General features: G+C 66.7%; 22 protein-coding genes. 12 read left to right on the top strand and 10 right to left on the bottom strand.

From position 1 onward, the window contains the following. The 3 genes from AC1DZT_RS23420 to AC1DZT_RS23410 are packed head-to-tail and all read left to right on the top strand — an operon-like array spanning position 1 to position 4,363. Positions 1-1,590 (top strand): GMC family oxidoreductase, encoded by a 1,590-nt coding sequence (locus tag AC1DZT_RS23420; RefSeq protein WP_478009070.1) that lies wholly within the window; start codon positions 1-3, stop codon positions 1,588-1,590. Between the two features lie 16 nt (positions 1,591-1,606). Continuing rightward, a complete protein-coding gene (locus AC1DZT_RS23415) occupies positions 1,607-3,100 on the top strand; it encodes an aldehyde dehydrogenase family protein (RefSeq protein ID WP_478009069.1) in 1,494 nt (497 codons plus the stop codon). Positions 3,101-3,103: 3 nt separating this feature from the next. Continuing rightward, positions 3,104-4,363: a glycerate kinase type-2 family protein gene (locus AC1DZT_RS23410; protein ID WP_478009068.1), complete on the top strand. Its 1,260-nt coding sequence runs from the start codon at positions 3,104-3,106 to the stop codon at positions 4,361-4,363. A gap of 7 nt (positions 4,364-4,370) precedes the next feature. On the opposite strand, the gene AC1DZT_RS23405 is transcribed toward AC1DZT_RS23410, so the two are convergent. The 3 genes from AC1DZT_RS23405 to AC1DZT_RS23395 form a co-directional block, all read right to left on the bottom strand. Further along, positions 4,371-5,045 carry a helix-turn-helix transcriptional regulator gene (locus AC1DZT_RS23405; RefSeq protein ID WP_478009067.1) on the bottom strand — a complete coding sequence of 225 codons (675 nt, stop codon included), beginning with the start codon at positions 5,043-5,045 and terminating at the stop codon, positions 4,371-4,373. 125 nt (positions 5,046-5,170) lie between these two features. Continuing rightward, the gene (locus AC1DZT_RS23400) at positions 5,171-5,812 is read right to left on the bottom strand and encodes a response regulator (RefSeq protein ID WP_478009066.1); all 642 of its coding nucleotides are present in this window, start codon (positions 5,810-5,812) and stop codon (positions 5,171-5,173) included. After that, positions 5,809-7,452, bottom strand: a complete 1,644-nt coding sequence (locus AC1DZT_RS23395; RefSeq protein WP_478009065.1) for a sensor histidine kinase — start codon at positions 7,450-7,452, stop codon at positions 5,809-5,811. The genes AC1DZT_RS23400 and AC1DZT_RS23395 overlap by 4 nt, the downstream gene beginning before the upstream one ends. Before the next feature lie 248 nt (positions 7,453-7,700). On the opposite strand from AC1DZT_RS23395, the gene AC1DZT_RS23390 reads away from it, so the two are divergent. The 5 genes from AC1DZT_RS23390 (at position 7,701) to AC1DZT_RS23370 (ending at position 13,643) form a co-directional block, all read left to right on the top strand. After that, positions 7,701-8,615 (top strand): alpha/beta fold hydrolase, encoded by a 915-nt coding sequence (locus AC1DZT_RS23390; protein WP_478009064.1) that lies wholly within the window; start codon positions 7,701-7,703, stop codon positions 8,613-8,615. Further along, positions 8,612-9,100, top strand: a complete 489-nt coding sequence (locus AC1DZT_RS23385) for a cupin domain-containing protein (protein WP_478009063.1) — start codon at positions 8,612-8,614, stop codon at positions 9,098-9,100. Before AC1DZT_RS23390 ends, AC1DZT_RS23385 begins: the two co-directional genes overlap by 4 nt. 182 nt (positions 9,101-9,282) lie before the next feature. Next, positions 9,283-12,132, top strand: coding sequence for an ATP-binding protein (locus AC1DZT_RS23380; protein ID WP_478009062.1), 2,850 nt, complete (start codon positions 9,283-9,285; stop codon positions 12,130-12,132). A 110-nt stretch (positions 12,133-12,242) separates the two neighbouring features. Then, entirely contained in the window at positions 12,243-13,151 is a 909-nt protein-coding gene (locus AC1DZT_RS23375; protein WP_478009061.1) for an MBL fold metallo-hydrolase, read from the top strand. A gap of 27 nt (positions 13,152-13,178) precedes the next feature. After that, the gene (locus tag AC1DZT_RS23370) at positions 13,179-13,643 is read left to right on the top strand and encodes a nuclear transport factor 2 family protein (RefSeq protein ID WP_478009060.1); all 465 of its coding nucleotides are present in this window, start codon (positions 13,179-13,181) and stop codon (positions 13,641-13,643) included. 4 nt (positions 13,644-13,647) lie between these two features. Here AC1DZT_RS23370 and AC1DZT_RS23365 read toward each other — a convergent pair whose 3' ends face one another. The 3 genes from AC1DZT_RS23365 to AC1DZT_RS23355 are packed head-to-tail and all read right to left on the bottom strand — an operon-like array spanning position 13,648 to position 16,022. Beyond that, positions 13,648-14,283, bottom strand: a complete 636-nt coding sequence (locus AC1DZT_RS23365; protein WP_478009059.1) for a pyridoxamine 5'-phosphate oxidase family protein — start codon at positions 14,281-14,283, stop codon at positions 13,648-13,650. Between the two features lie 47 nt (positions 14,284-14,330). Next, the gene (locus AC1DZT_RS23360; RefSeq protein WP_478009058.1) at positions 14,331-15,005 is read right to left on the bottom strand and encodes an isochorismatase family protein; all 675 of its coding nucleotides are present in this window, start codon (positions 15,003-15,005) and stop codon (positions 14,331-14,333) included. A gap of 45 nt (positions 15,006-15,050) precedes the next feature. Beyond that, positions 15,051-16,022 (bottom strand): alpha/beta fold hydrolase, encoded by a 972-nt coding sequence (locus AC1DZT_RS23355; protein WP_478009057.1) that lies wholly within the window; start codon positions 16,020-16,022, stop codon positions 15,051-15,053. A gap of 410 nt (positions 16,023-16,432) precedes the next feature. On the opposite strand from AC1DZT_RS23355, the gene AC1DZT_RS23350 reads away from it, so the two are divergent. Together AC1DZT_RS23350 and AC1DZT_RS23345 are read left to right on the top strand one after the other, a co-directional pair. Continuing rightward, on the top strand, positions 16,433-16,921 hold the full coding sequence (locus AC1DZT_RS23350) for a TadE/TadG family type IV pilus assembly protein (RefSeq protein WP_478009056.1): 489 nt from the start codon (positions 16,433-16,435) through the stop codon (positions 16,919-16,921). Between the two features lie 2 nt (positions 16,922-16,923). After that, positions 16,924-18,588, top strand: coding sequence for a pilus assembly protein TadG-related protein (locus AC1DZT_RS23345; RefSeq protein WP_478009055.1), 1,665 nt, complete (start codon positions 16,924-16,926; stop codon positions 18,586-18,588). A 110-nt stretch (positions 18,589-18,698) separates the two neighbouring features. Here AC1DZT_RS23345 and AC1DZT_RS23340 read toward each other — a convergent pair whose 3' ends face one another. After that, positions 18,699-18,950 carry a hypothetical protein gene (locus AC1DZT_RS23340; protein WP_478009054.1) on the bottom strand — a complete coding sequence of 84 codons (252 nt, stop codon included), beginning with the start codon at positions 18,948-18,950 and terminating at the stop codon, positions 18,699-18,701. 69 nt (positions 18,951-19,019) lie between these two features. Between AC1DZT_RS23340 and AC1DZT_RS23335 the strand changes: the two genes are divergently transcribed. Together AC1DZT_RS23335 and AC1DZT_RS23330 are read left to right on the top strand one after the other, a co-directional pair. Beyond that, a complete protein-coding gene (locus AC1DZT_RS23335; protein ID WP_478009053.1) occupies positions 19,020-19,616 on the top strand; it encodes a sigma-70 family RNA polymerase sigma factor in 597 nt (198 codons plus the stop codon). Continuing rightward, a complete protein-coding gene (locus tag AC1DZT_RS23330; protein WP_478009052.1) occupies positions 19,603-19,950 on the top strand; it encodes a hypothetical protein in 348 nt (115 codons plus the stop codon). The genes AC1DZT_RS23335 and AC1DZT_RS23330 overlap by 14 nt, the downstream gene beginning before the upstream one ends. Positions 19,951-20,136: 186 nt before the next feature. Here AC1DZT_RS23330 and AC1DZT_RS23325 read toward each other — a convergent pair whose 3' ends face one another. Genes AC1DZT_RS23325 through kduI form a run of 3 tightly spaced genes read right to left on the bottom strand, consistent with a single transcriptional unit; the run spans position 20,137 to position 23,106 of the window. Beyond that, complete coding sequence (locus AC1DZT_RS23325; RefSeq protein ID WP_478009051.1) at positions 20,137-21,576, bottom strand: mannitol dehydrogenase family protein; 1,440 nt, start codon at positions 21,574-21,576, stop codon at positions 20,137-20,139. Further along, positions 21,554-22,282 (bottom strand): 2-dehydro-3-deoxy-D-gluconate 5-dehydrogenase KduD, encoded by a 729-nt coding sequence (kduD, locus tag AC1DZT_RS23320; protein WP_478009050.1) that lies wholly within the window; start codon positions 22,280-22,282, stop codon positions 21,554-21,556. Before kduD ends, AC1DZT_RS23325 begins: the two co-directional genes overlap by 23 nt. Beyond that, positions 22,282-23,106 (bottom strand): 5-dehydro-4-deoxy-D-glucuronate isomerase, encoded by an 825-nt coding sequence (kduI, locus tag AC1DZT_RS23315; protein WP_478009049.1) that lies wholly within the window; start codon positions 23,104-23,106, stop codon positions 22,282-22,284. The genes kduD and kduI overlap by 1 nt, the downstream gene beginning before the upstream one ends. Positions 23,107-23,118: the final 12 nt, after the last annotated feature.

The following is a 23,118-nucleotide window of genomic DNA, read 5'->3' as shown; positions in this document are numbered from 1 at the left end:
ATGCCAACAGCTTACGACTACATCATCATCGGGGCGGGTTCCGCCGGATGCGTTCTGGCCAACCGCCTGTCCGCCGATGGCACGGCGCGGGTGCTGCTTCTGGAAGCGGGCAGTCGCGACTGGAACCCTTTCATCCACATGCCGGGCGGCCTTGGCCGGCTCTTCGGTCCGGGGGTGAACTGGCGCTTTCACACCGCCCCGCAGAAACACCTCGACAACCGCGCCGTCTGGTATCCGCAGGGCAAGACCCTGGGCGGGTCCTCGTCGATCAACGCGATGATCTACATCCGCTGCCAGAAAGAGGATTACGACGGCTGGGCCGCGCTGGGGAATGAAGGCTGGAGCTATGAGGAGATCCTGCCCTATTTCCGCCGGGCCGAGGACAACAACCGTCTGGCCGACCGCTACCACGGCGATGGCGGGCCGCTCTGGGTGTCCGATCAGGTCGGACCGCATGCCCTGTCGCGCGCCTTCGTCAAGGCGGCGCAGCAATATGGCCTGCCGCCCAATGCCGATTTCAACGGCGAGACGATGTATGGCGCGGGGCTGTATCAGGTGACCTGCCGTGACGGCCGCCGCCGATCCTCGGCTGTCTCATACCTGCACCCGATCCGCAGCCGGCCGAACCTGACCGTGCAGACCGGGGCCCGCGTCACCCGTATCGTGGTGGCGGAAGGGCGCGCCACCGGGGTCGAAGTGAACGGAAGCGTGGTCTCGGCGGCGAAAGAAGTGATCCTGTCTGCGGGGGCGATCAATTCGCCGCGCCTGTTGATGCTGTCGGGCATCGGCGCCGCGGATGAGCTTTCGGCCCTCGGCATTGCCCCGGTGCATGACCTGCCCGGCGTGGGCAAGAACCTGCAGGATCACATCTGCACCAATGTCCATGTGCAGACCAGGGATCGTATCACCTATGACGGGCAGGACAGGTTCCCGAAATCGGTCCTGCACGGGCTGCAATGGCTGCTTTACCGGACGGGCCCGGTCGCCTCGGTCATCGTCGAGGGCGGTGGCTTCTTTCAGACCGAGGGCGAGACGCGGCCCAACCTGCAGATCCATATCGCCCCGGCGACCGTGGTGCGCGGCGGTCAGACGACGATCCCGGGCCATGGCTTCACCGTCAACTCCACCTTCCTGCGCCCGAGGAGCCGGGGGCAGGTGACGCTCGCCTCCGCCGATCCTGCCGCGGAACCGGTGATCGACCCCAATTACATGGCCGATCCTTACGACCGCCAGATGGCCATCGAATCCGTCCGCACCATCCGCAAGGTGCTGGCGCAGCCTGCCATCGCCGACCTGATCGCGCATGAACGCCTGCCCGGGGTTCAGGCCCAGACCGATGACGAGATCATGGCCTATGTCCGGCAATACGGCTGCTGCGATTATCACCCGGTGGGCACCTGCAAGATGGGGCGCGATGCGATGTCGGTCGTCGGGCCGGACCTGAAGGTCCACGGCCTGAGCGGGCTGCGCGTGATCGACAGTTCCATCATGCCGGTGCTGACCAGCGGCAACACCAATGCGCCCACCATCATGATCGGGGAAAAGGGGGCGGACATGATCCTCGGCCGCCCGCCGCTTTCCCAACTCTGACCTGAAAGGAAACATCATGACGAACCTCAGCCGTCGGGCCCTGCCCGAGGCGCCGAAGACCTTTGGCCTGTTCATTGACGGGCTGTGGGAGTCAGCGGGCGACCGCGCCCTTTCAACCCGCATCGCACCCGGTTATGGCCTGCCCGTCACCCGCATCCCGCTGTGCAGCGTCGAGGATGTGAACCGCGCCGTCGCTGCGGCGCGCCGCGTCTTTCGCGCCGGCCTCTGGTCGCGCTGCGATGGCGCCAGCCGTGCCGCCGTGCTGCGCCGGATGGCCGAGGGCATCCGGTCGGCGGCGGCGGAGCTGGCCTATTGGGAGACGCTCGAATCCGGCAAGCCGATCTCGCAATCTCTGGGCGAGATGGAGGGGGCGGCGCAGAACTTCGACCTGGCCGCTGGCCTGGCCCTGACCCTGCACGGCGAAAGCGCGAACCATCTGGGCGAGGCGATGCTGGGCCTTGTCACCCGCCAGCCGGTGGGCGTCGTGGGCCTGATCACGCCCTGGAACTTTCCGATGATCGTCCTGGCCGAACGGCTGCCCTATATCCTCGCCTCGGGCAATTCGGTGGTGGTCAAACCGGCCGAGATCACCTCGGCCACGACCCTGATGCTGGCCGATATCGCGCAAGCGGCGGGCCTGCCGGCGGGCGTCTACAATGTGGTGCCCGGCACGGGCCGCGAGGTGGGGCAGGCGATCAGCGCACATAGGGATATCGACATGGTGTCCTTCACCGGCTCGACCGCGACGGGGGCGCTGGTGCTGCAGGCCTCGACCTCGAACTTCAAGAAGGTCGGGCTGGAGCTGGGCGGCAAGAACCCGCAGATCGTCTTTGCCGATGCCGATCTTGAGGACGCGGCCGATGGCGTCGCCTTCGCGATGTGTTTCAACGCCGGGCAATGCTGTGTCTCGGGCAGCCGCCTGATCGTGGAGGCTTCCGTGGCGGACCAATTCCTCGACCTTTTGCAGGACCGGCTTGCCCGGGTGCGGATCGGCGATTGTCTGGACCCCGAAAGCCAGATGGGCGCGATTGCGACACCGGAACATTGCACCAAGATCCTCGACTACATCGCGCTGGGCGAGGCCGAGGGGGCAACATTGGCCTTTGGTGGGCAAAGGCGCGACGCGCCGGGCTGGTTCATCGAACCGACCATCCTGACCGGCACCCTTAACGGGATGCGCGTCGCCTCCGAGGAAATCTTCGGCCCGGTGCTTTGCGTGATGACCTTCCGGACGCCGAAGGAGGCGCTGCAGATGGCCAACGACTCGATCTATGGCCTTGCCGCCTCGATCTGGACCAAGGACATCGACAAGGCCCTGACCCTGATGCGCGGGGTCGAGGCCGGGCGGACCTGGGTCAACACCACGATTGCCGGCGGGCCGGGCCAGCCGATGGGCGGCTTCAAGCAATCGGGCATCGGGCGCGAGGCGGGGATGCTGGGGGTCGAGGAATATACCGAGGTCAAGTCCGTCCATATCGCCATCGGCAAGCGCAGCCCCTGGGTGAGGTGAGGGATGCAGGACCCGCTCGCCTTTCTGCGCCGCCTCTTTGATCGCGCGGTCGAGGTTGCCGATCCGATGCGCGCGCTGTCAGCACATCTGCCGCCCCGCCCCAGGGGCCGCGTGGTCGTCGTCGGTGCCGGCAAGGCCAGCGCCCGCATGGCCGAGGCGGTGGAGGCCGCCTGGGGCCCCTGCGAGGGGCTGGTGATCACCCGGTACGGCTATGCCAGGCCCTGCCGCGGCATCGAGATTGTCGAGGCCGCCCATCCTGTGCCGGATCAGGCCGGCCTTGTGGCCACGGCGCGGATGCTCGACCTTCTGGGCGGGCTGGGGCGCGAGGATTTCGTTCTGGCGCTGATCTCCGGCGGGGCCTCCTCGCTTCTGGTGGCCCCGGTCGCGGGGGTGAGCCTGGCCGAGAAAGCCGCCTTCAACGCCGCCCTTCTGGCCAGCGGCGCGCCGATTTCCCTGATGAACGCCCTGCGCAAGCGTCTGAGTCGGGTCAAGGGCGGGCAATTGGCCGTGGCAGGACCGGCGCGGATGCTGGCCCTGATGATCTCGGATGTGCCGGGCGATGACCCCTCGCTGATCGGGTCGGGTCCGACCTTGGGCGAAGCCCCCGCCGCCGTCGACGTTGCCGAAGCCCTGGAAAGGTGGAACCTGAACCCGCCCGAGGCCATCCGCAGGGCGCTTCTGGCTCCGTCCCGCTGCGTGCCGGAGGGTGACCCGAGGCTGAGCCGCGTGCGCAACCGCATCATTGCCGCCCCGGCGCAGTCGCTTTCCGCCGCCGCCGATCTGGCCTGCGCCTCGGGTTGCCGGGTCGAGGTGCTGGGGTGCGATCTGGAAGGCGAGGCGCGCAGCGTGGCTGCCCGGCACGCGGCGCTTGCCCTCAAGCTCCGGCAAGACTGGCACCCGGGCGACCCGCCGTTTCTGCTGCTTTCGGGCGGCGAGTTGACCGTCACCCGCAAGGGCCGTGGCATCGGCGGCCCCAATGCCGAATATGCCCTCGCCCTTGGCCTGGCGCTGAACGGGGCGGAAGGCGTCCATGCCATCGCCTGTGACACCGATGGCGTGGATGGTGGCGCCGAGGTGGCGGGCGCGGTCCTTGGCCCCGACATGCTTTCGCGGGCCCGCGCCAGAGGCATCGACCCGCAGGCGGCACTAGAGGGCAACGACGCCCACAGCTTCTTCGCCGCAATCGGCGGGCAGGTGATCACCGGACCCACCCTGACAAATGTGAACGATTTCCGCGCGATCCTGATCTCTGGCCCGGCCTGATCCCTGTCTAGCAGGCGGGCAGGATGGCAAGACCAACGGGCAGGCGGATCTGCGCGATGCCCGCAGGCGCCTCAAGAACCGCGCGGGCCGGGGTTCTGTCGGCCTGCGGCAGGGCGATGCGTGCGGCAAGCGGGTTGGCGCGCTGTTCCCGCCGCCATTTGCCGGGAGAGCAGCCCATCTCGCGCTGGAACACCCGCGAGAAATGCGCCTGATCGGCGAAGCCGCAGGCCAGGGCTATGGCGCAGAGCTGCTCCTCGCTGCCCATCAGCAGGCTGCGGGCAAGGGTCAGTCTGGCGGCCACGACATAGGCATGCGGCGCCATGCCGAAGCTGCGCTTGAAGGCGCGAAAGAAGTAGCTGGTGCTGAGCCGGGTGATGCCGGCCAGATCCTCGACCGCGATCTGGCTTTCAAGATGCGCCGCGATATGGTCGGTCACGCAGCGCATCTGCCAGGGCGCCAGCGCACCGGATTGCCGCGCCGCCCGCGGAGCCGGGCGGGGTTTCGGCGCCGGCCTTCTGTCCGCCAGCAGGTCCACCGCCGTCTGGATCTCGGACCGGGCCACGGCAATGTCGCGGTAGAGCGATTGCGAGGCGCGGTGCAGGAGGCGGGCCACGAGTGCCACCACCTCCTCGGGGTCTGACGGCTCTTGCGGAGCCCTGAAATCTGCCAGCAATCGTCCCATGTGTCCGGGCCCTCCTGATGGGAAAGGATCACATCGGGGGTCCTCCGCGGTCAATTGATCGCCGGACGGGGGCTTTTGCACCGCGAAGGGACGGGGAAAGTCTCCTCCTTTCGAAGGAGGGGCGGCTAAAGGTGAACCAGGCCGCGGCGGTTGGCGACGGTGATGGCCTCGGTCCGGCTCAGCACCCGCAGCTTGCTGAAAATGCTGCGCAAATGTGATTTCACCGTGGTTTCGCCGATGTTCAGCTGGACGCTCATGTCCTTGTTGCTGAGCCCGCGGGCCAGAAGCGTCAGCACCTCCAGCTCGCGGCTGGTGAGGGATTCGTCGCTGACCCCGGCGGCGAATTTCGCCACCAGCGAGGCCGGAATCCGGGTTTCGCCGGCGTGGACGGCGCGGATGCAGTCGAGGAGCTCCTCGCGCAGCGCGTCCTTGAGGATGTAGCCCTTGGCCCCGGCCATGATCGCCCTTGTGATGTCATAGTCGGTGTCGAAGGTGGTCAGCACGATCAGCCGCGCCGTTCCGTCTTCGCGGCGGATCGCCTCGATGGCGCCGACACCGTCCAGCACCGGCATCCGTAGGTCGACCAGCACCACATCGGGGTGGAACTGCCGCCAGAGCTCGTGGCATTCGCGGCCATTGGCGGCTTCGGCCACCACGACCATGTCAGGCTGGCGCCCGATGATCGCGGCAAGGCCCTCGCGCACGGTGACATGGTCATCGGTGATCAGCACGCGGATCGGCTTGCCGGGACGGGACTGTGCGGTCATGCCCTTGGCCCCGGCGCATCGCGAGAAGTGGGCGGCAGGCGGATCGACATGGTCGTGCCGCGGCCCCGGGCGCTGCGGATGTGCATCTGCCCGCCCATCGCATCGACCCTTTCGCGCATGCCCAGCAGGCCGAAGCCCTCGCTGACCGCGGCGGGATCGAAGCCCTGGCCGTCATCGACGAATTCGACCAGCACAGCATCGGTGTTGAAGGTGATCGACACCGCCAGCCGCGTGGCGCGGGCGTGGCGCAGGACATTGGTCAGGACCTCCTGCGTGATGCGGAACAGGTTCTCCTCCCATTCGGGCGGCAGGGGCCAGGTCGGGCCGATCACTTTGAAGTCGGCGCGCAGGGCCGCGCCTTCCGGCAGACGCGCGAAGAGGGCGCGGACGGCGGTCGTCAGCTCGCATTCCTCGAGCGGCTGCGGCCGCAGCGCCTGAACCGAGCGGCGGGCCTCGCGCAGGCTGTCGCGGGCGAGGTTGCGGGCGGTGACCACATGCTGTTCGGCCTCATGGCCGAGGTTGCGGCGGCTGGCGTCCTCGGCGGCCTCCAGCTGGACGATGATGCCGGTGAACCCCTGCGCCAGCGTGTCGTGGATGTCGCGCGCGATGCGGTTGCGTTCGCCCACGACGGCGGCTTCGCGGCCCTGCGCGGACAATTCGGCGAGCTTGATCATCAGCATGGCCTGATTGGCAAGGGCCTGGGCCAGCCCGAGGCTTTCGGTCTCGAAATCGCGCCGGGCGCGGAAGCGCAGACCGATCACCCCCTCCAGCCGCCCGGCCACCGTCATCGGGACCAGCAGCACCGTCACGATGCCCAGCGGCAGCAGCCTGTCGCGCAGGGGGAAGGGGCGCACGGCGCGGATATCGGCAATGACGCTGGGCTTTCCCAGCCGGAAGACCTCCGCCCAGGGCCAGACATCCTCCATCGGCAGGGCAAGGTCCATGCCGGCAAATCGGATGTCGGAAGAGGGCACGACCCGCCCGCCCTCGAAGACGAAATCGAGCGTCATGGTCTCGTCCGTCGTGCCGTGGCGCCAGGGGCTCGGGCGCCAGACGCTGGCGCTTTCGGCGCCGAACTGTTCGATCATCGTCCGCATCAGATGCGCGACCAACTGGCCGGGATCGGTTTCCATCGCCAGCGTGTCGAGCGTGCTCTTGAGCGCGTTGACCTGGCCGCGCGCCACCTGTTCAGAGGCGCGCAGCGCCCTTTCGGCCAGCTTGCGGTCCTCGATGTCGATGTTGCAGCCGTACCATTTCACCACCCGGCCCAGATCATCCAGCAGGGGGGCATAGCGGAAGAGGAACCAGCGATAGGTCCCGTCAAAGCGGCGGACGCGGGCCTCGGTCTCGCCCGGCACGCCGCGGGTGAGGGCGACGCGCCAATGCGCCTCCAGTCCCGGCTGATCCTCGGGGTGGATCGTGCTGGCCCAGCCCCAGCCCAAGGCATCCTCCATCGCGATCCCGGTGAAGTCGCACCACTGACGGTTCAGAAATTCGACCGGGCCTTCGGCGCTGCCGAACCAGGCAAGGCCGGGGATGGTGTCGATCGCGATGCGAAAGCTGTTCTCCCAGGACTGAAGGTCGCCGGACAGCTTGGCGGGCAAAGGCTCCAGACGTTGCAGATCGCCGTCTTCATTCACCGCGCCAATCCTTCCTGAAGCGCAGCCGCACCCGCCGGGCCGGGGGTGTCGCGGCCTGATCCCGCGGGGCTGCCGTACATGCATCGCCGTTCGTTAACTTGCCGCTTTCGCGGGCCGGAGGCAACTGGTTTGACCCATCCGCCGCGCCGCCGATGCGACAGCAGTGTTCGACAAGACCAGCAGCCCTGATCAAGCCTGAGGTCGGCGGGAAAGCTATCCTGATCCCGACAGAAGGTAGAGGAAAAGCCATGAAACACCTGTTCAAACTCTTGATCGCAAGCGGATTTGTCCTTGCTGCCCTCCCGGGCTTCGCAGAGGTCAAACCCTTCCCCTCTGACTTCAAGACCGAGAAGATCGCCACCAATGGCACCAGCCTTTTCGTCCGCGTCGGCGGCGAGGGGCCGGCGGTTGTCCTGCTGCACGGCTATGGCGAATCCGGCGACATGTGGGAGCCTCTGGCCGTTGCCCTGGCCAAGACCCACAAGGTGATCGTGCCCGATCTGCGCGGCATGGGCCTGTCGGATCACCCCGACAGCGGCTATGACAAGATGAACCAGGGCCGCGACATCGCCAGCGTGCTGGACGCGCTGAAGGTCGACAAGGTCGATGTCGTGGCGCATGACATCGGCAACATGGTGGCCTTCGCCTTCGTGGTGGAAGATCCCCAGCGCACCACGAAACTGGTGCTGATGGATGCCCCGGTGCCCGGCGTCGGCCCTTGGGAAGAGATCCTGAAGAACCCGCTCCTCTGGCACTTCCGCTTTGGCGGGCCGGATATGGAACGTCTGGTGGCGGGGCGCGAGCGGATCTACCTCGACCGGTTCTGGAACGATTTCTCCGCCGATCCGAAGAATTTCGACGAGGCGAGCCGCGAGCATTACGCCAAGCTCTACGCCCTGCCGCATGCGATGCATGACGGGTTCGAGCAGTTCCATGCCTTCGATCAGGATGCCATCGACAACCGCAAGGCGCTTGAGGCCGGGATGCTGGCGACCCCGGTCCTGGCCATCGGGGGCGAAGCCTCCTTCGGCAGCGGGATGGCCGAGGTGACCAAGGCGGCCTTCACCAACGTGCAGGGGGCGGTGATCCCGAAGGCCGGCCACTGGCTGATGGAGGAAAACCCCGAAGACACCGTCCGCGTCATCCAGGCCTTCATCCAATGAGCGCGCGGGGCAGGATCGGCGCGGGCCTTGTCGTCCTGACCTGCGCAGCGGCCTTTGCCGCAACCGCCGCGCCCCTCGGTCAGCTGCGCCTCGACCCGGCGGAGATTGCGGGCCTTGCCGCGCAGGGGGCAGGGGCCGGAACCTCCGGCGTGGCCGGGATCAGGACCACGATCCTGATGGGGGACCCCAAGCTTGCCGGGCCCTACACGATCGCGCTTCGCGTGCCGCCCGAGACGGTCATCGCAGCCCATACCCACCGCGACGACCGGACCGCGGTCGTCATCTCGGGCACCTGGTGGTTCGGCTTTGGCCCGACCAACACCGAGGCCAGCCTAAAGCCCCTGCCGCCCGGCAGCTTTTACACCGAGCCGGGCGGGCAGGCCCATTTCGCCCGGACCGGCAAGGAGCCGGTCGTCCTTTACATCTCGGGCAACGGGCCCACCGATACGGTCTATGTCGAGGCCAAGGACGCACCGCAGCCTTAGCCGGGCTGGGGACGCAAGCGCTTGCCTGGCGGGGAAGGGGGCGGCCGCGCGTCGATCAAGGGTCTGTATCGGAACGATAAATCCTGAAACGTGAAATGTAGCGCCGCGCCATGTCGCGATGGACCCGTGGCGGGCCATGCCCTACTATTCGCCCGGGGCGCAAGAACAGGGGGCCGGGCGGGATGCAAAGCGATGTCGACAGGACCGCGCCATGTCGCTTTGTCTTCGGCCCTTTCGAACTGACCCCGGAACGCCAATCCCTCCTGTGCGATGGAAACCCGGTGCGGCTGGGCGGGCGGGCGCTGGACATCCTGACCCTCCTGGTCGAGCGGCCGGGCGAGATCGTCAGCAAGGGCGATCTGATGGCGCGGGTCTGGCCCAGCACCCTGGTCGAGGAAAGCAACCTCAAGGTCAACATGTCGGCCCTGCGCCGCACCCTGGCCCTGCGGCCCGAGGCCGGACCCTATATCGCCACGGTCGCGGGCCGGGGCTATCGGTTCGTGGCCCCCGTCCACCATCATCCGGGCGCAGCCCCGCCCCGCCCTGCGCCACAAACCCGGCGCGACAACCTGCCCAGCCTCACCACGCGCATCTTCGGGCGCGAGGCCGAGATCGCGGCGATCCGCGCCGATCTGCGCGCCACCCGGATCGAGACCATCGTCGGCCCCGGCGGGGTCGGCAAGACCACGCTGGCCACGGCGGTGGCAGAGGCGGCGCTGGGCGATTTCCGCGACGGGATCTGGCTGGTCGATCTTGCGGCGCTGACCGACCCTTTGATGCTGCCCCTTGCCGTGGCCTCGGCCGTAGGCTTTCGGACCAGCGCGGCCGACCCGCTCGCCGCACTCTGCCTTCATCTGCGCGACCGGGAGATGCTTCTCATCCTCGACAATTGCGAACATCTCATCGATGCGGCGGCGGATTGTGCCGAACGGATCGCCGCCCGGACCCGCGGCGTGGTCCTGCTTGCCACCAGCCGCGAGCCGCTGGGCGTGAACGGCGAGCGGGTGCGCCGGCTGGAAGGGCTGGAGGTGCCGCCCCTTGCGGCAGATCTGACGGCGGCGCAGGCCCTCACCTTCCCGGCGGTGCAGCTTTTCGCCGACCGCGCCACGGCGCGCCTGCAATCTTTCCGCTTGAACGATGCCGAGGCGCCCTTCGTCGCACGGATCTGCCAGCGTCTCGATGGTCTGGCGCTTGCCATCGAACTTGCGGCGACGCGGGTCGACATGTTCAGCGTCAGTGCCTTGCTGGGCGCGCTGGATGATGGCTTTCGCCTTCTGGACGGGCGGCGGGCCGGGCCGGAACGCCAGCGCGCCCTGATTGCGACGCTGGACTGGAGCTTCCGCCTCCTCGCGCCGGAAGAGGCCGCGATGCTGAGCGCCCTTGCGGTCTTTGCAGGCCCCTTCCGGCAGGAGGATGCCGCCGCCGTCGCGCAATCACCGCCGGACGACACCGCCGAGGGGCTGCGCCAGCTGGCGGCAAAGTCGCTTCTGGCGGCAGAGCTGCGTCCGGATGGCGTGACCTATCGGCTCCTGGAAACCACAAGGGTCTATTGCCTGGAACGGCTCGCGGCCTCCGGCCTGCGCGACGCGGTGCAGCGCCGCCATGCCACGCAGATCTGCGCCGTGCTGGACCGGGCGACCAGCGAATGGCCCACGACCCCGGCGCCGGACTGGGGCGCCCGCTATCAATCTGCCCTTCCCGAGCTGCGCGCCGCCCTGGTCTGGGCGGGTTCCGCCACCGGTGACACAGCACTTCTGGTGCAGCTGACGGCGGCGGGAACCCCGCTCTGGAACCATTTCTCGCTGACCAAGGAATGCAGGCTTGCCGTCATCCGTGCCATCGCCGGCCTCGACGCCGCAGGCCTTGCCGGCACCAGGATCGAGATGAAGCTGCAGACCTTCCTCGCCGGGGCCTCGATGTTCACCCATAGCCTGAAGGTCGACACGCTGGCCGCCGCCGAACGCGCGATGCAGATCGCCGAGGCGCTGGAGGATACTGACTTCTACCTGCGCAACCTGTGGCTGATCGGGGGCTATGAGGTCTTCACCGGGCAGCACAGCGCCGCCAAGGCGCATATGGAGGCTTTCCGTTCTGTCGCCGGGGAAAAGGACCCTTCGGCCCTGGCCGATGGCATGACGATGCTCTCGCTGGCCGAGTTCTATCTGGGCCGGATCAGCCAGGTGATCGCGCGGATCGAAGGCCATTTCCAGCCCGATCCCGCCGCGCCCGCCGGGGCACAGATGGCGCGGTTCCTTTTCGAGACGACCAGCAAGTTCGGCGTCATCCTCGGCATGTTCCAATGGGTCGCCGGGCACCCTGACAAGGCGGCGCGGACCAGCGAGGCGGTGCTGAACCACACGGTGAAGATCGGCCACGAGATGACGATCGTCACCGCGCTTGTCGTCTCGGCCATCCCGGTGGCCTTGTGGAGCCGGCATCACGACCTGGCCCGAATCCGGCTGGAGATGCTGGAAACCCTGGTCGAGCGCAACGATCTTGAAACCTGGCGCCCGGTGATCCTGTGCTACCGCGGTCTTCTGGCCAGCGCCGAGGACCCCTTGTCGGACGAAGGCATCACCCTGTTGCGGCAGGGGATTTCCGGTCTGGATGCGATCCGGCACCGCGTGCGCACCCCCTATTTCGTCGGCGCCCTGGCCGAGGCCCTTGCCCGATGCGGCCGGCTGGCCGAGGCCGCCGATGCCATCGCCGAGGCGCTGGCGCGGTGCGCGGCGCAGGGCGAGCTTTGGTGCCGGCCGGAACTGCTGCGGATCGAGGCCGCGGTCCTGACCCTTGCCGGGCAGCGGCCCGAGGCCGAGGCGACCTTGCTGCGGGCCATCGCCATGGCCGCGGAATGCGGGGCCCGTGGCTGGCAGATGCGGGCGGCGGTAGATCTCGCGCAGCTCTGCCTTGCGGACAAGAGGCCCGGGGCGGCACGCGCGGCGCTTTTGCCCCTGTACCGCAGCTTCCCCGCAGGCCAGCACAGCGGCGACTTCCTTGCCGCGCAGGCGATCCTTGACACGCTCGGCGCCTGAGAACGCCTTCAGAGGCCGCGAAGGCATCGCGGAATTTTACCAGAATTAACGAGGCCGGACCTCCGCCTCGCGGTATCTTCGGCGCTGACGCCAGCAGAGGAGGGCCCCCGATGATCCCGACCCGCATGACCCGCAGGATTTTCACCTTCAGCCTTGCCGCCCTGGCCGGGGCTGGCCTCGCCGGGCGCTCCATCGCGGCGGCGCGTTTTGCGCTGGGTGACGGGGAAGTGATCACGCTCTCCGACGGGACCTTCGCCTTTCCGGCGGATGCCTTCATCGGCGCGACCGAGGCCGAGAAGGCCGGGCTGGGCAATCCGGTGGTGATCGGCGCCAATGCCTATGTGGTGCGCAGCGGCGACCGGGTCTTCCTGCTTGATGCGGGCGCGGGCAACGACCGCTTCATCACCGACCAGTTCAAGACCGTGGGCCATGTGCCCGCCGAACTGGCGGCGGCGGGGCTGGCACCCGGCGACATCACCGATATCGTCATCACGCATATGCACCCCGACCATTTCGGCGGCACGGTCTATGACGGGGCGCTGACCTTTCCCAAGGCCAAGATCCATGTGAACGAGACGGAATGGGCCTTCTGGACCAAAGAGGGGTTCGACACCACCGCCCCGGACGCCATGCGCCCGATGGTTGCGGCGGTGCAGAAAACCGCCCGCATGGTGAAAGACTCGGTCGTCCTGCACGCCGGCGAGACGGACCTGGGCGGTGGGATCACCATGCTGCCGGCCTTTGGCCATACCGCCGGGCATTGTGTGGTTCTGGTCGATTTCGGGCGCGAGAAGCTCCTTTTGCTCGGCGATTCGGTGGTCTCCGATCACATCCACTTCGAACATCCCGAGGTCGGCTGGGTGCTGGACGCCGACCCGGCGGCGGCCGAGGTCACCCGGCGCAAGGTTCTTGACATGGCCGCGACCGAGGGGCTGATTGTCGCCGGCAACCATGTCACCGCGCCGGGACTTGGCCGCGTCATGCGCGAGGGCGATGCCTTCCGCTTCGTCGCGCTCTGAACCGGAACTTCAGGAAGGAAAGCTCTCATGTCCCGCCCGCCGCTGCCGCCCTTCACCGAAGCGACGGCCATCCAGAAGGTCCGTCTGGCCGAGGATGGCTGGAACAGCCGTGATCCGGCCAAGGTGGCGCTCGCCTATACCGAGGATACGCGCTGGCGCAACCGCGTCACCTTCGTGACCAACCGCGCCGAGGCGCAGGCCTTCCTGACCGGCAAGTGGAACCGCGAGCTGGATTACCGGCTGATCAAGGAGCTTTGGGCCTTCACCGGCAACCGCATCGCGGTGCGCTATGCCTATGAATGGCACGACGACAGCGGCAACTGGTACCGCTCCTATGGCAATGAAAACTGGGAATTTGCGCCCGATGGCCTGATGGCGCAGCGCCATGCCTGCATCAACGACCTGCCGATCCGCGAGGCTGACCGCCTGTTCCGCTGGCCGCTGGGGCGCAGGCCGGACGATCATCCCGGCCTGTCCGACCTCGGCCTGTAAAGGTTCAGCCGGGCGCTGCGCCGCCATCGCCGAACAGGGCGCGCAGGCGGGCGTTTTCCTGCTCCAGCCGGGTGATGGCATCGTGCAGCGGCTGCACGGCCGCCGCGACCTCGGCTTCGGTGAAGCGGGGGGTGATGTGCTGGGGGCAGTTCCAGTCAAAGGCCTTGAGGCGGAGGCGGAAGATCCGCTCCAGCCTCGCGCCATAAGCCGCGTCGGTCACGCTCTCGCGCAGGGCGGGGTCCGCTTCGAGCGTGACCCTCTCGACCTCGCCGAAGATCTTCAGCCGCGCCCGGTTCGGATAATCCATCAGGATCAGGCAGGCCTTGCCGTTCGCCAGGAAATTGCCGGTGCTGATATACTGCCGATTGCCGCGATAATCGGCGAAGGCGAGGGTCTGCGCGTCGATCACCTTCAGGAACCCCGCCGGCCCGCCGCGATGCTGGACATAGGGCCAGCCGGTTTCCGACACCGAGGCGATGTAGAAACTGTCGCGCTCTGCGATGAAGCCCACCTCCTGCGGGGTGAAGCGGTCAGAGGCGCGGTGGCCCTTGAACTCGGTCCAGAGATGGTCGGTCCCCATTTCCACCTGCGCGGCATGGACGCTGGGCGTCAGGGCGATCTCCATGAAACCATAGGGCATAAGTCACCTCCGTTGATCGCGCCCGCAAGGTTCCGGGGCGGGAAGCTTCAGGCCTTCGCGGCCTCTTGCGCCCGCATATAGCTTTCGATGACGGCCGCGTAGTTCGGCGACACCAGCCCGTAAAGCTGCGCCAGTTCCGCCGCCTCGGGCCGGGCCCAGGTGCGGTGCAGTTCGGACAGCAGGGCATTGGTCGTCGTGGGCTTCACCCCGCCCTGCACGAACCGCGCGAGCGAGGTGCGCGAGGCCATCTCGCTCGGGTCGCCCGAGGCGTCGATCACCGCATAGACATCATAGCCGGCAAGAACGGCACCGAGGGCGGGAAACATCACGCAGACGCTGGTCCAGACCCCGGCCATGACGAGGGTCCTGCGGCCGGATTTTTCCACCGCGGCCACAAAGTCGGCATTGTCCCAGGCGTTCACCTCGCCCTTGCGGGCGACATAGACGGCATGGGGCGCATCGCGGTGGATCTCCGGCATCAGGGGGCCATTGGTGCCGGCAGGTTCGGACGCCGTGGTGATGACCGGGATCTTCAACAGGGTGCAAAGCCGCGCGATCATCTCGACATTGCGGCGCAGATCGGCCACGGGGATGTCCTTGACGGTCTGGAACAGGCCGGACTGGTGGTCGAGCAGCAGCACCAGCGTATCGGCAGGGTCGATCAGCGCCGCACCCCCGCCAGTGGGCAGGATGCTGGATTTCGGACGCGTGGCGGGGGGCATGGGCGCTCTCCTGATCTGGCGTTTCGGTTGAAGGTGGCCCGCGCCTCAGGAGCAGAGCTTTCTGTCCAGGAAGTCGTGGATCAGCGGGGCCATCACGTCCAGCTTGTCCTCCAGCGCGAAATGGCCGGAGTCGAGGATATGCATCTCGGCATCGGGGAGGTCGCGCAGATAGGGATGGGCGCCGGCCTCGGGGAAGATCACGTCATTCTTGCCCCAGACGATCAGCGTTGGCGGTTTCTTCTCGCGGAAGAAGGCCTGAAAGTCGGGATAAAGCGGCACGTTGGTGCCGTAGTTGCGCAGAAGGTCCAACTGGATGTCGCGGTTGCCGGGGCGGTCCAGCAGGGCCTGATCCACCGTCCAGTTGTCCGGGCTGATCCGCGCCACATCGCCCATGCCGTCGGTATATTGGAAAATCGTCGTCTCCCGCGTCACCAGCCCGTTCAGCGCGTCGCGGTGGGCTTGCGTCGGTTCGGCCCAGTCGGCCTTGATCGGGTCCCAGAAGGCGGAAAGCCCCTCGGTATAGGCATTGCCGTTCTGCACGATCAGGGTCTGCACCTTGTCGGGATGCTTGAGCGCCAGCCGGTAGCCGATCGGGGCGCCGTAATCCATCACATACATGCTGTAACGGTCGAGGCCGAGCTTCTGGGTCAGACTGTCCACCACATCCGTCAGATGCGCGAAGGAATATTCGAAGGTCGTGTGATCGGGCGCATCGCTTTGGCCATAGCCGGGGTAGTCCGGGGCAATCACATGGTAGCGGTCGGCCAGCAGCGGGATCAGGTTGCGAAACATGTGCGAGGAGGTCGGAAAGCCGTGCAGCAACAGCACGACCGGGGCATCGGCCGGCCCCGCCTCGCGGTAGAAGACCTTCACGCCGTCGATATCGGCCGTCCTGTAATGGATGACCGGCACCGAAAAGGCGGCAGGGCCGGTGACCGGTGGGACGCAGGCGCCTTGCGCCAGCTCGGGCACCCCAAAGGCTGCACAGGCCAAGGCAATCGCAAACAGTGGCTTCATGGTCCATCTCCCTGAGAGGCGGGCTCACCATCGCACCGCGGTGGCTTGACTGTGGGCCACGGGAGGGCGCGAACAAAGTTAAGCGAAGTTAAATAGTGTTGGCGCCCAGCCCACGGCGACGCGGCGTGCCGCGGCAAGACGCCCCAGCAGGGCGGAAAGCCGCCTTGGCCAGAGTGAAGAACCGCCGCGACGGGCCTGTAATGCTTGACTCTTTCAGGCGGCGTGGGCGGTGTTTTCGGCCCTTTCAGGCAATATATGCATACATACAAGTCATTTTTTGTAAGAAAATTTCAGACAAGGGTGCAACAATTTGTATTCCCCCGGCGTAATCAACTATGAAGTGTCCTGCGACAGCGACGACACCGCAGGCCTTTCATGAACCGAAACCTGGTGGGGAACTGGGAGATATCATGGAACGCACCGTATCAAGTATCGCCATGTTTGGCCGCAGCTTCTGCCCGGCGTTTCTGGCCACGGGCTTGAAGCGCTTTATGACCGGCACCTCCGGCGCCGTCTCTGTCGAGTTTGTCCTGATCCTGCCGGCGATCATCAGCCTTTTCATCCTTTTCGCCAGCGGCAGCATCCTCTTGGTCACCTCCAGCCAGGTGCAGCAGGTCTCCTTCGAACTGACCCGGGGCAGCCTGCGCTATTACGAGCCGGGGATGCCCTCGGCCACCCTGTGTTCCGCCCTGGAAACCGAACTGGCGCCTTCGGTGATCAAAACGGGCGACTTCCTGTCCGCCTCGCGGTTCAAGGGGATCAAGTGCGAACTGGATTCCGCCGATGCCCTGACGGTGACGGTCACCTATGACATGGCGAACCATCCGATCATGGCGCTGGCCAATCTGATCGGCATCGACCTGTCCGAGATGAACCGCAGCTCCAAGATGTGGCTCTGATCATGGGCCGCGCCTTCAGTCCGCGACGTTTCCGTCAGGCCGAGCAGGGCGCCATTTCCGTCCTGTTCATGATCCTCTTCCCGCTGCTGCTCTTCGCGGCGGGAATTGCGATCGATGTGGCCAGCCTCGAGGCCGAGAAGCGCTATGTTCAGGCCCAGGCCGATCTGGCGGCCCTGACCGCGATCCGCCATTTCGACACCGCCGAGGGCATGCGCAAGGAGGCGCGCCTGACCATCGACGCGAACGGAAGCTATCCGACCCAGCCGACGCCGGATTCGCGCATCCAGATCGGGCAGGCCTCGCGCGCCGATTTCATCGCCGCGGCGGACCAGCAGGAGATCGGCAAGAACAACGCGGTCAAGGTGACGGTGATGGCCAAGGCCGTCATGTATATCCTGCCGCTTTTCGTGGGCAAGGAGGACCATTTCATCGTCCGGTCCGCCGTCGCCTCGCAGCAGCCGCGGGTCAGCTTCGCGCTGTCGAACTGCCTGCTCAGCCTCAATCTGTTGCGCCCGGTCCTGCAGCCGCTGATCGGCGCCCAAGTCGACGTGCTGTGCAGCGGGCGGGGCATCGATGCCCATATCTCCGGGCAGTCCTTTCTGCAAAGCCTGCAGGCCGATGCGAGCCTGCTGACGCCAAGCGGCTCTGACTTGACCTATGGCGATATCCTGAACGCCAATCTGCCGGTCTCCTCGGTGCTGGGCGCGGCGCTGGGCCTTCCGGTGGCGGGTGGCAGCCAGACGATCCGGCTGGCCGATGTGATCTATCTCGCCCCCGATCTGCGCAATATCCGCGTCGGACAGCCCTTGCCGCCGCTGTCGATCAAGGCCTCTGACATCGCCTTCGCCACGGCGGAGCTTCTGGCCAAGCGGGTGGCCACCGTGGAGACCGGCGTGACCCTGCCCTCGGTCGGCACGCTGCAGGCCAAGGTCACGGTCGGCGATCCGCGCCAGATCGTTCTGGGGGCGATTCCCGGCGATCCCGCCGCCGTGGCCCGCACCAGCCAGATCCGGGTCGAGCTTCCGGCTGTCCAGATCCTCAGCCTCTTCAAACTGACGATGGCGCTGGAAGTGGCCAATGCCTCGGCCCGGCTGACCGACGAGGGTACCACCTGTTCGCAGGACGACAGAACCGTGGTCGCCGTCTTTGACCCGGTCACCGCCAGCCTGCTGGACCTTGATCTTCAGGTCGATGTCCTGGGCCTGCCGCTGAACCTGTCGGGCCTTGGCCATGTCGCGGATGCGGTGGTCTCGCGCGTCAACAGCCGCACCAGCTATACCCGCGAAGAGGCGACCAACCATCCGGTCAAGACCTTCGGCCCGACGGTGGCGGTGGACCTTGCCGCCCTGACCGCGACGATCGATGCGAAGATCGGCGCGATGCTGACCACCGCCAGCACGGCGATCAGCGGCCAGACCGGAGGGTCCAGCGCCTGTACCAACCCGCTCGGCTGCCTCGTCAGCGCGACCCTGTCGACAACGACGACGCTTCTGAACTCCATCATCGGCCAGTTGAACACGGCGGCCGTCAACGTGGCCCAGGCGACTGGGGCAGAGGGTCTGCTGACCCAGAACGTCGTGAAGGACCTTCTGGGCCTGTCCGTCGCCCAGGCCAATCTGGAGCTTTTGAATGCCGGATGTTCCGGCGCGCCCCGGCTGATCGAATAGGGGGCGGCATGGAAAAAATCGGACACAGCGCAAAAAATACCCCTCCACCATGCCGGGTGGAGGGGGCAACCTGTCAGGCAAGGATGTCGCGGGTCAGAAGGGCTGCGCCGTCAGGACAGCTGATAGCCCCGATCGGCGGCACCGGCGGCCACCGGGGCGTTCAGGATCTGGAACAGCGCGGCAATCGTGGCCACGACGCCGACCAGCGTCGAAACCAGCGCCACGATCAGCACGGGCATCATCCCGGCCAGATCCGTCATCATCGCGTAAACCACCAGCCCGACCAGCGGAACATGCAGACCGACGAAGACGGCAGCAGCGGCCTTGAGCTTCTGCGGACCGATCCTTTGCGCCATTTCCATTTACCACTCCCTCCCGTATTGAATTTGGCCTATGGTCATCAGACCTTGATCAATTCATATGGCAAAATTATGGAAAATTCCTCTGCCAAACTTGACGAGGATAAAAGGCTGGGCCGGCTCGATGAGCTTATGGCCGGGGTCAAACAAGGCTCGCGCAGCGCGTTCCAGAGCCTGTTCGAGGCGACCTCCGCCAAGGTTTACGGCATCCTGATGCGGATTCTGCGCAACAGGAGCGAGGCGGATGAAGTCCATCAGGAGGTGTATCTGCGGCTCTGGACCAAGTCCTTCCTTTACGATCCGACTCGCGCCCATGCCGAGTGCTGGATCGCCCATATGGCGCGCCATGCCGCGATCGACAGGCTGCGCGCGATGGGGCGGCGGCCGGGCGGGGAGGCGTTTCTGGATACGGTCGAGTCCGATGCCCCGGGGCCGGAGCAGGTGGCCATCCAGCACAGCGACATCCGCCTTCTGACCCTCTGCCTCGACCGTCTGGAGCCGAGCCACCAGCGCTGTGTGCGCTTGGCCTATCTGGACGGCGCCAGTTACGAGGAACTGGTCTCGCAGTTCCAAGTCCCCATGAATACGATGAAAAGCTGGCTCAGGCGCTCGTTGCGGCGCTTGCGGGTCTGTCTGGAAAGCGGGGGGCAGACCGATGAAATCTCCTGACATCGTCGATGACTTCACCGTCGCGCAATATGTGATGGGCCTGCTGACGGGGGCGGAAAATGCGGCCATCGAACGCCGTCTGCGCAACGACGGCGCACTGCGCGAGCAGTATTATTTCTGGATCACCAAGTTCGAGAGCCTGAACGCCGCCTATGTCCCGCAGCCCGCGCCGGTGCCCTATGCCGCCGTCGCCCGGCGCCTGTTCGGGGTGCCGCCGCGGCGCAAGATGTCGCTCCGGTTGAAATTGGCAATCGGGCTGGCACTTTGCGCGGTTCTGGCGGTCAAGATCAAATTGATCGTAATGATCGTTCATTATCTCTCGGCCGGCGGCTGATTATTGTTTAATTGTGCAGGTTTCGGCGCCCCCGGAGAATGAATTGTTTCCGGGCCTTACGCCCAATTTCCAGATCGCGCATTTTCGGAACACCTGTGCAAACCTAAAGGCCCGCGCCTATGGGCCGGAAAAGGACGCCTCCATCCGACCCTTCGTCCCCCCGCGCTGACGTGCGGTCCCGGTCCCTTACGGGGCCCGAACCGCCGCCTTTGCGCCCTTGGCCCAGAGCAGGCGGGCGGCCTCGGTCAGCGGGGCCTGCAAGGCTGGCGCGAGGGAAGGGGGGAAGACCTCGGTCACGGCCAGAAGGGCCGCCACCCGCGCCTCGGGCGTGGGGTTTGCGTCACACAGGACGCGCAGGCGCGTCGCGAGCGGGTCCTTCACCTCGATCGGCTGGCCCGCCTCGTCCACGCCCCCGACATAGCGCATCCAGGCCGCCACCGCGAGGCAGAGTCCGGGCGAGGCCCGCCCCGCGGCAAGGTTGGCCGCAAGGGTGCCCAAGATCCGCTGCGGCAGTTTCTGGCTGCCATCCATCGCGATCTGCCAGGTCCGGTGGCGGATCGCGGGATTGGCATAGCGCTCGAAGAGGGCGTCGGCATAGGCGGTCAGGCTGACGCCTTCGGGGGCGGTGACCGCCGGCATGATCTCACCCCAGAGCTTGCGCAGGAAGCAGGCCATGGCCGCGTCCTGCATCGTCTCGGCAATCGTCTGATAGCCCGCGAGATAGCCGAGGTAGGCGAGCGAGGAATGGGTGCCGTTCAGCATCCGCAGCTTCATGTGTTCGTGGGCGGTGACATTGGCCACCAGCTCCACCCCAACGGCGGCAAGGTCGGGGCGGGCGCCGCCGACGAAGTCATCCTCGACCACCCATTGCCGGAAGGGCTCGTGCAGCACCGGCGCCGCATCCTGGCGGCCGGTCAGGGCGGCGAGGCGGGCGATATCCTCGGCGGTGGTGGCGGGGGTGATGCGGTCGACCATGGTGGCGGGAAAGCGGCCCTCGGCCTCGATCCAACCGGCCAAAGCCGGGTCGATCCGCCGGGCGAGGTCGAGGACCACCGCCCGCACCAGCCGCCCGTTGTCCGGCAGGTTGTCGCAGGTCAGCACGGTGAAGGGCTGAAGTCCCGCCGCATGCCGCAGCTGCAAGGCCCGCACGAGGTATCCCGGCGCCGAGACCGGCATGGCATGGGCAAGGTCATGGACAATCTCGGGGTGGTCGGGGTTGAGGTGCCCGGTCGCCGGGTTGTGGCAATAGCCCTTCTCCGTCACCGTCAGCGTCACGATCTTCGTCGCGGGGGCGGCCATGGCGGCCAGAACCGCCGCGGGGTTTTCCGGGGCGACGAGGACATTCTCCAGCACCTCGACCGTCGTCCAGCTTTCGCCCGCTGCCCCCAGCGTGACCGAGGTATAGGCAAAGTCCTGCCCGCGCAGCGCATCGCGCGTGGCGGGGCTTTTCAGGCTGACGCCAATGAGGCCCCAGTCGCCGCCCGAGGCTTGCATCGCCTCGGCGACATAGACCGCACCAAAGGCACGGAAGAAGGCGCCGAGGCCCAGATGGACGATGCCGACGCCGGGGCGGGGGCCCGTGCTGCGGGTCAGCCGGGGAAGATCAGCGGGCAAGCCAGCCTCCATCGACGTTGAGCACCGCGCCATGGATATAGGCCGCGGCAGGGGACGCAAGGAAGACCGCGGTGCCGGCGATATCCTCGGCCCGTCCCCAGCGGCCGGCGGGGATGCGGTCGAGGATCGCCCTGCTTCGGTCGGGGTCGGCACGCAGCGCCTCGGTGTTGTTGGTCTCGATATAGCCGGGGGCGATGGCATTGACGTTGATGCCCTTGGCCGCCCATTCATTGGCCAGAAGCTTGGTCAGCCCCGCCACCCCGTGCTTGGACGCGGTATAGGAGGGCACGCGGATGCCGCCCTGAAACGACAGAAGCGAGGCCACATTGATGATCTTGCCGGTGCCGCCCCGCGCCAGAACGGCGCGGCCAAAGGCCTGGCAGGTGAAGAAGACGGCCTTGAGGTTGACGTCCATCACGTCATCCCAATCCGCCTCGGAGAAATCCACCGCATCGGCGCGGCGGATGATCCCGGCGTTGTTGACCAGGATGTCGATGCCCGCGCCGTCGAACAGACCCGATGCCGCCATCGGATCGGCGAAATCCAGATGCTGTGCCCGTGCGCCGGGGATCACCGCCATGGTCTCGTCAAGGGAGGAGCGGGCGGCGCAGATCACCTCGGCTCCGGCCTCGGCCATGGCCAGCGCGATCGCCTGCCCGATGCCGGTATTGGCCCCGGTGATCAGGGCGCGGCGGCCTGCAAGGGAAAACGGGCCCATCAGCGCAGCGCCGCCGCAGGCAGCATGTCCATGTCGGTGTAATCCACATTGTCCCCCGCCATGGCCCAGATGAAGGTATAGCCGCCGATCCCGGCCCCGGCATGCACCGACCAGGGCGGCGAGAGGGCGCCTTCCTCGTTGGCGATGAAGAGGTGCCGGGTTTCCTGCGGCTCGCCCATCAGGTGGAGGACGCGGGCCTCGGGCGTCATGTCGAAGTAAAGATAGGCCTCCATCCGCCGGTCATGCACATGGGCCGGCATCGTGTTCCAGACCGATCCATCGAGCAGCGTCGTATAGCCCAGCACCAGCTGGCAGCTTTCCATGACGAGCGGATGGATGAACTGGCGGATCACCCGCTTGTTCGCCGTCTCGGGCGCGCCGAGGCGCAGCTCCTTGGCATCGGCCACGGTGACAAGGCGCGAGGGGCAGGTGCGATGCGCCGGGGCCGAGGTGATGTAGAACCGCCCCTGACCCGCAAAGGTGACCGGACCCGACCCCATGCCCAGGTAAAGCACATCGCCCCGGTTCATCGGATAGGTCTGCCCCCCGGCCGAAACCGTGCCCGCCGCGCCGATGTTGACGATGCCCATCTCGCGCCGGTCCAGAAAGCCCGGGGTGCGGGTTTCGGTGATATGATCCAGCACGAGCGAACGGCCCTCCGGCACCGCCCCGCCCATCACGAAACGGTCGTAATGGGTATAGACCAGCCGGATCTGACCGGGCTGAAACATGCCTTCCGTCAGGAAGTGGCGGCGCAAGGCCGTGGTGTCCATGGTTTTGGCATGGTCCGGATGCACGGCGTGGCGGGTTTCAACAGTCAGCATGGGGTCGGTCCT

It is taken from the genome of Rhodobacter sp. P1_C2, from assembly GCF_056406375.1.
Note: the sequence above shows the minus strand (reverse complement) of the source record. Positions and strands in the feature narration are given on the sequence as shown.

What these genes read in the sequence shown, in the direction of transcription:
- AC1DZT_RS23385 (WP_478009063.1), top strand. Translation starts at nt 8,612, where the DNA reads ATGAGCGCGCGGGGCAGGATCGGCGCGGGCCTTGTCGTCCTGACCTGC.
- AC1DZT_RS23335 (WP_478009053.1), top strand. Translation starts at nt 19,020, where the DNA reads ATGGAAAATTCCTCTGCCAAACTTGACGAGGATAAAAGGCTGGGCCGG.
- AC1DZT_RS23350 (WP_478009056.1), top strand. Translation starts at nt 16,433, where the DNA reads ATGGAACGCACCGTATCAAGTATCGCCATGTTTGGCCGCAGCTTCTGC.
- AC1DZT_RS23330 (WP_478009052.1), top strand. Translation starts at nt 19,603, where the DNA reads ATGAAATCTCCTGACATCGTCGATGACTTCACCGTCGCGCAATATGTG.
- AC1DZT_RS23400 (WP_478009066.1), bottom strand. Translation starts at nt 5,812, where the DNA reads ATGACCGCACAGTCCCGTCCCGGCAAGCCGATCCGCGTGCTGATCACC.
- AC1DZT_RS23415 (WP_478009069.1), top strand. Translation starts at nt 1,607, where the DNA reads ATGACGAACCTCAGCCGTCGGGCCCTGCCCGAGGCGCCGAAGACCTTT.
- AC1DZT_RS23410 (WP_478009068.1), top strand. Translation starts at nt 3,104, where the DNA reads ATGCAGGACCCGCTCGCCTTTCTGCGCCGCCTCTTTGATCGCGCGGTC.
- AC1DZT_RS23380 (WP_478009062.1), top strand. Translation starts at nt 9,283, where the DNA reads ATGCAAAGCGATGTCGACAGGACCGCGCCATGTCGCTTTGTCTTCGGC.
- AC1DZT_RS23345 (WP_478009055.1), top strand. Translation starts at nt 16,924, where the DNA reads ATGGGCCGCGCCTTCAGTCCGCGACGTTTCCGTCAGGCCGAGCAGGGC.
- AC1DZT_RS23370 (WP_478009060.1), top strand. Translation starts at nt 13,179, where the DNA reads ATGTCCCGCCCGCCGCTGCCGCCCTTCACCGAAGCGACGGCCATCCAG.
- kduD (WP_478009050.1), bottom strand. Translation starts at nt 22,282, where the DNA reads ATGGGCCCGTTTTCCCTTGCAGGCCGCCGCGCCCTGATCACCGGGGCC.
- kduI (WP_478009049.1), bottom strand. Translation starts at nt 23,106, where the DNA reads ATGCTGACTGTTGAAACCCGCCACGCCGTGCATCCGGACCATGCCAAA.
- AC1DZT_RS23375 (WP_478009061.1), top strand. Translation starts at nt 12,243, where the DNA reads ATGATCCCGACCCGCATGACCCGCAGGATTTTCACCTTCAGCCTTGCC.
- AC1DZT_RS23355 (WP_478009057.1), bottom strand. Translation starts at nt 16,022, where the DNA reads ATGAAGCCACTGTTTGCGATTGCCTTGGCCTGTGCAGCCTTTGGGGTG.
- AC1DZT_RS23405 (WP_478009067.1), bottom strand. Translation starts at nt 5,045, where the DNA reads ATGGGACGATTGCTGGCAGATTTCAGGGCTCCGCAAGAGCCGTCAGAC.
- AC1DZT_RS23325 (WP_478009051.1), bottom strand. Translation starts at nt 21,576, where the DNA reads ATGGAGGCTGGCTTGCCCGCTGATCTTCCCCGGCTGACCCGCAGCACG.
- AC1DZT_RS23360 (WP_478009058.1), bottom strand. Translation starts at nt 15,005, where the DNA reads ATGCCCCCCGCCACGCGTCCGAAATCCAGCATCCTGCCCACTGGCGGG.
- AC1DZT_RS23420 (WP_478009070.1), top strand. Translation starts at nt 1, where the DNA reads ATGCCAACAGCTTACGACTACATCATCATCGGGGCGGGTTCCGCCGGA.
- AC1DZT_RS23390 (WP_478009064.1), top strand. Translation starts at nt 7,701, where the DNA reads ATGAAACACCTGTTCAAACTCTTGATCGCAAGCGGATTTGTCCTTGCT.
- AC1DZT_RS23340 (WP_478009054.1), bottom strand. Translation starts at nt 18,950, where the DNA reads ATGGAAATGGCGCAAAGGATCGGTCCGCAGAAGCTCAAGGCCGCTGCT.
- AC1DZT_RS23365 (WP_478009059.1), bottom strand. Translation starts at nt 14,283, where the DNA reads ATGCCCTATGGTTTCATGGAGATCGCCCTGACGCCCAGCGTCCATGCC.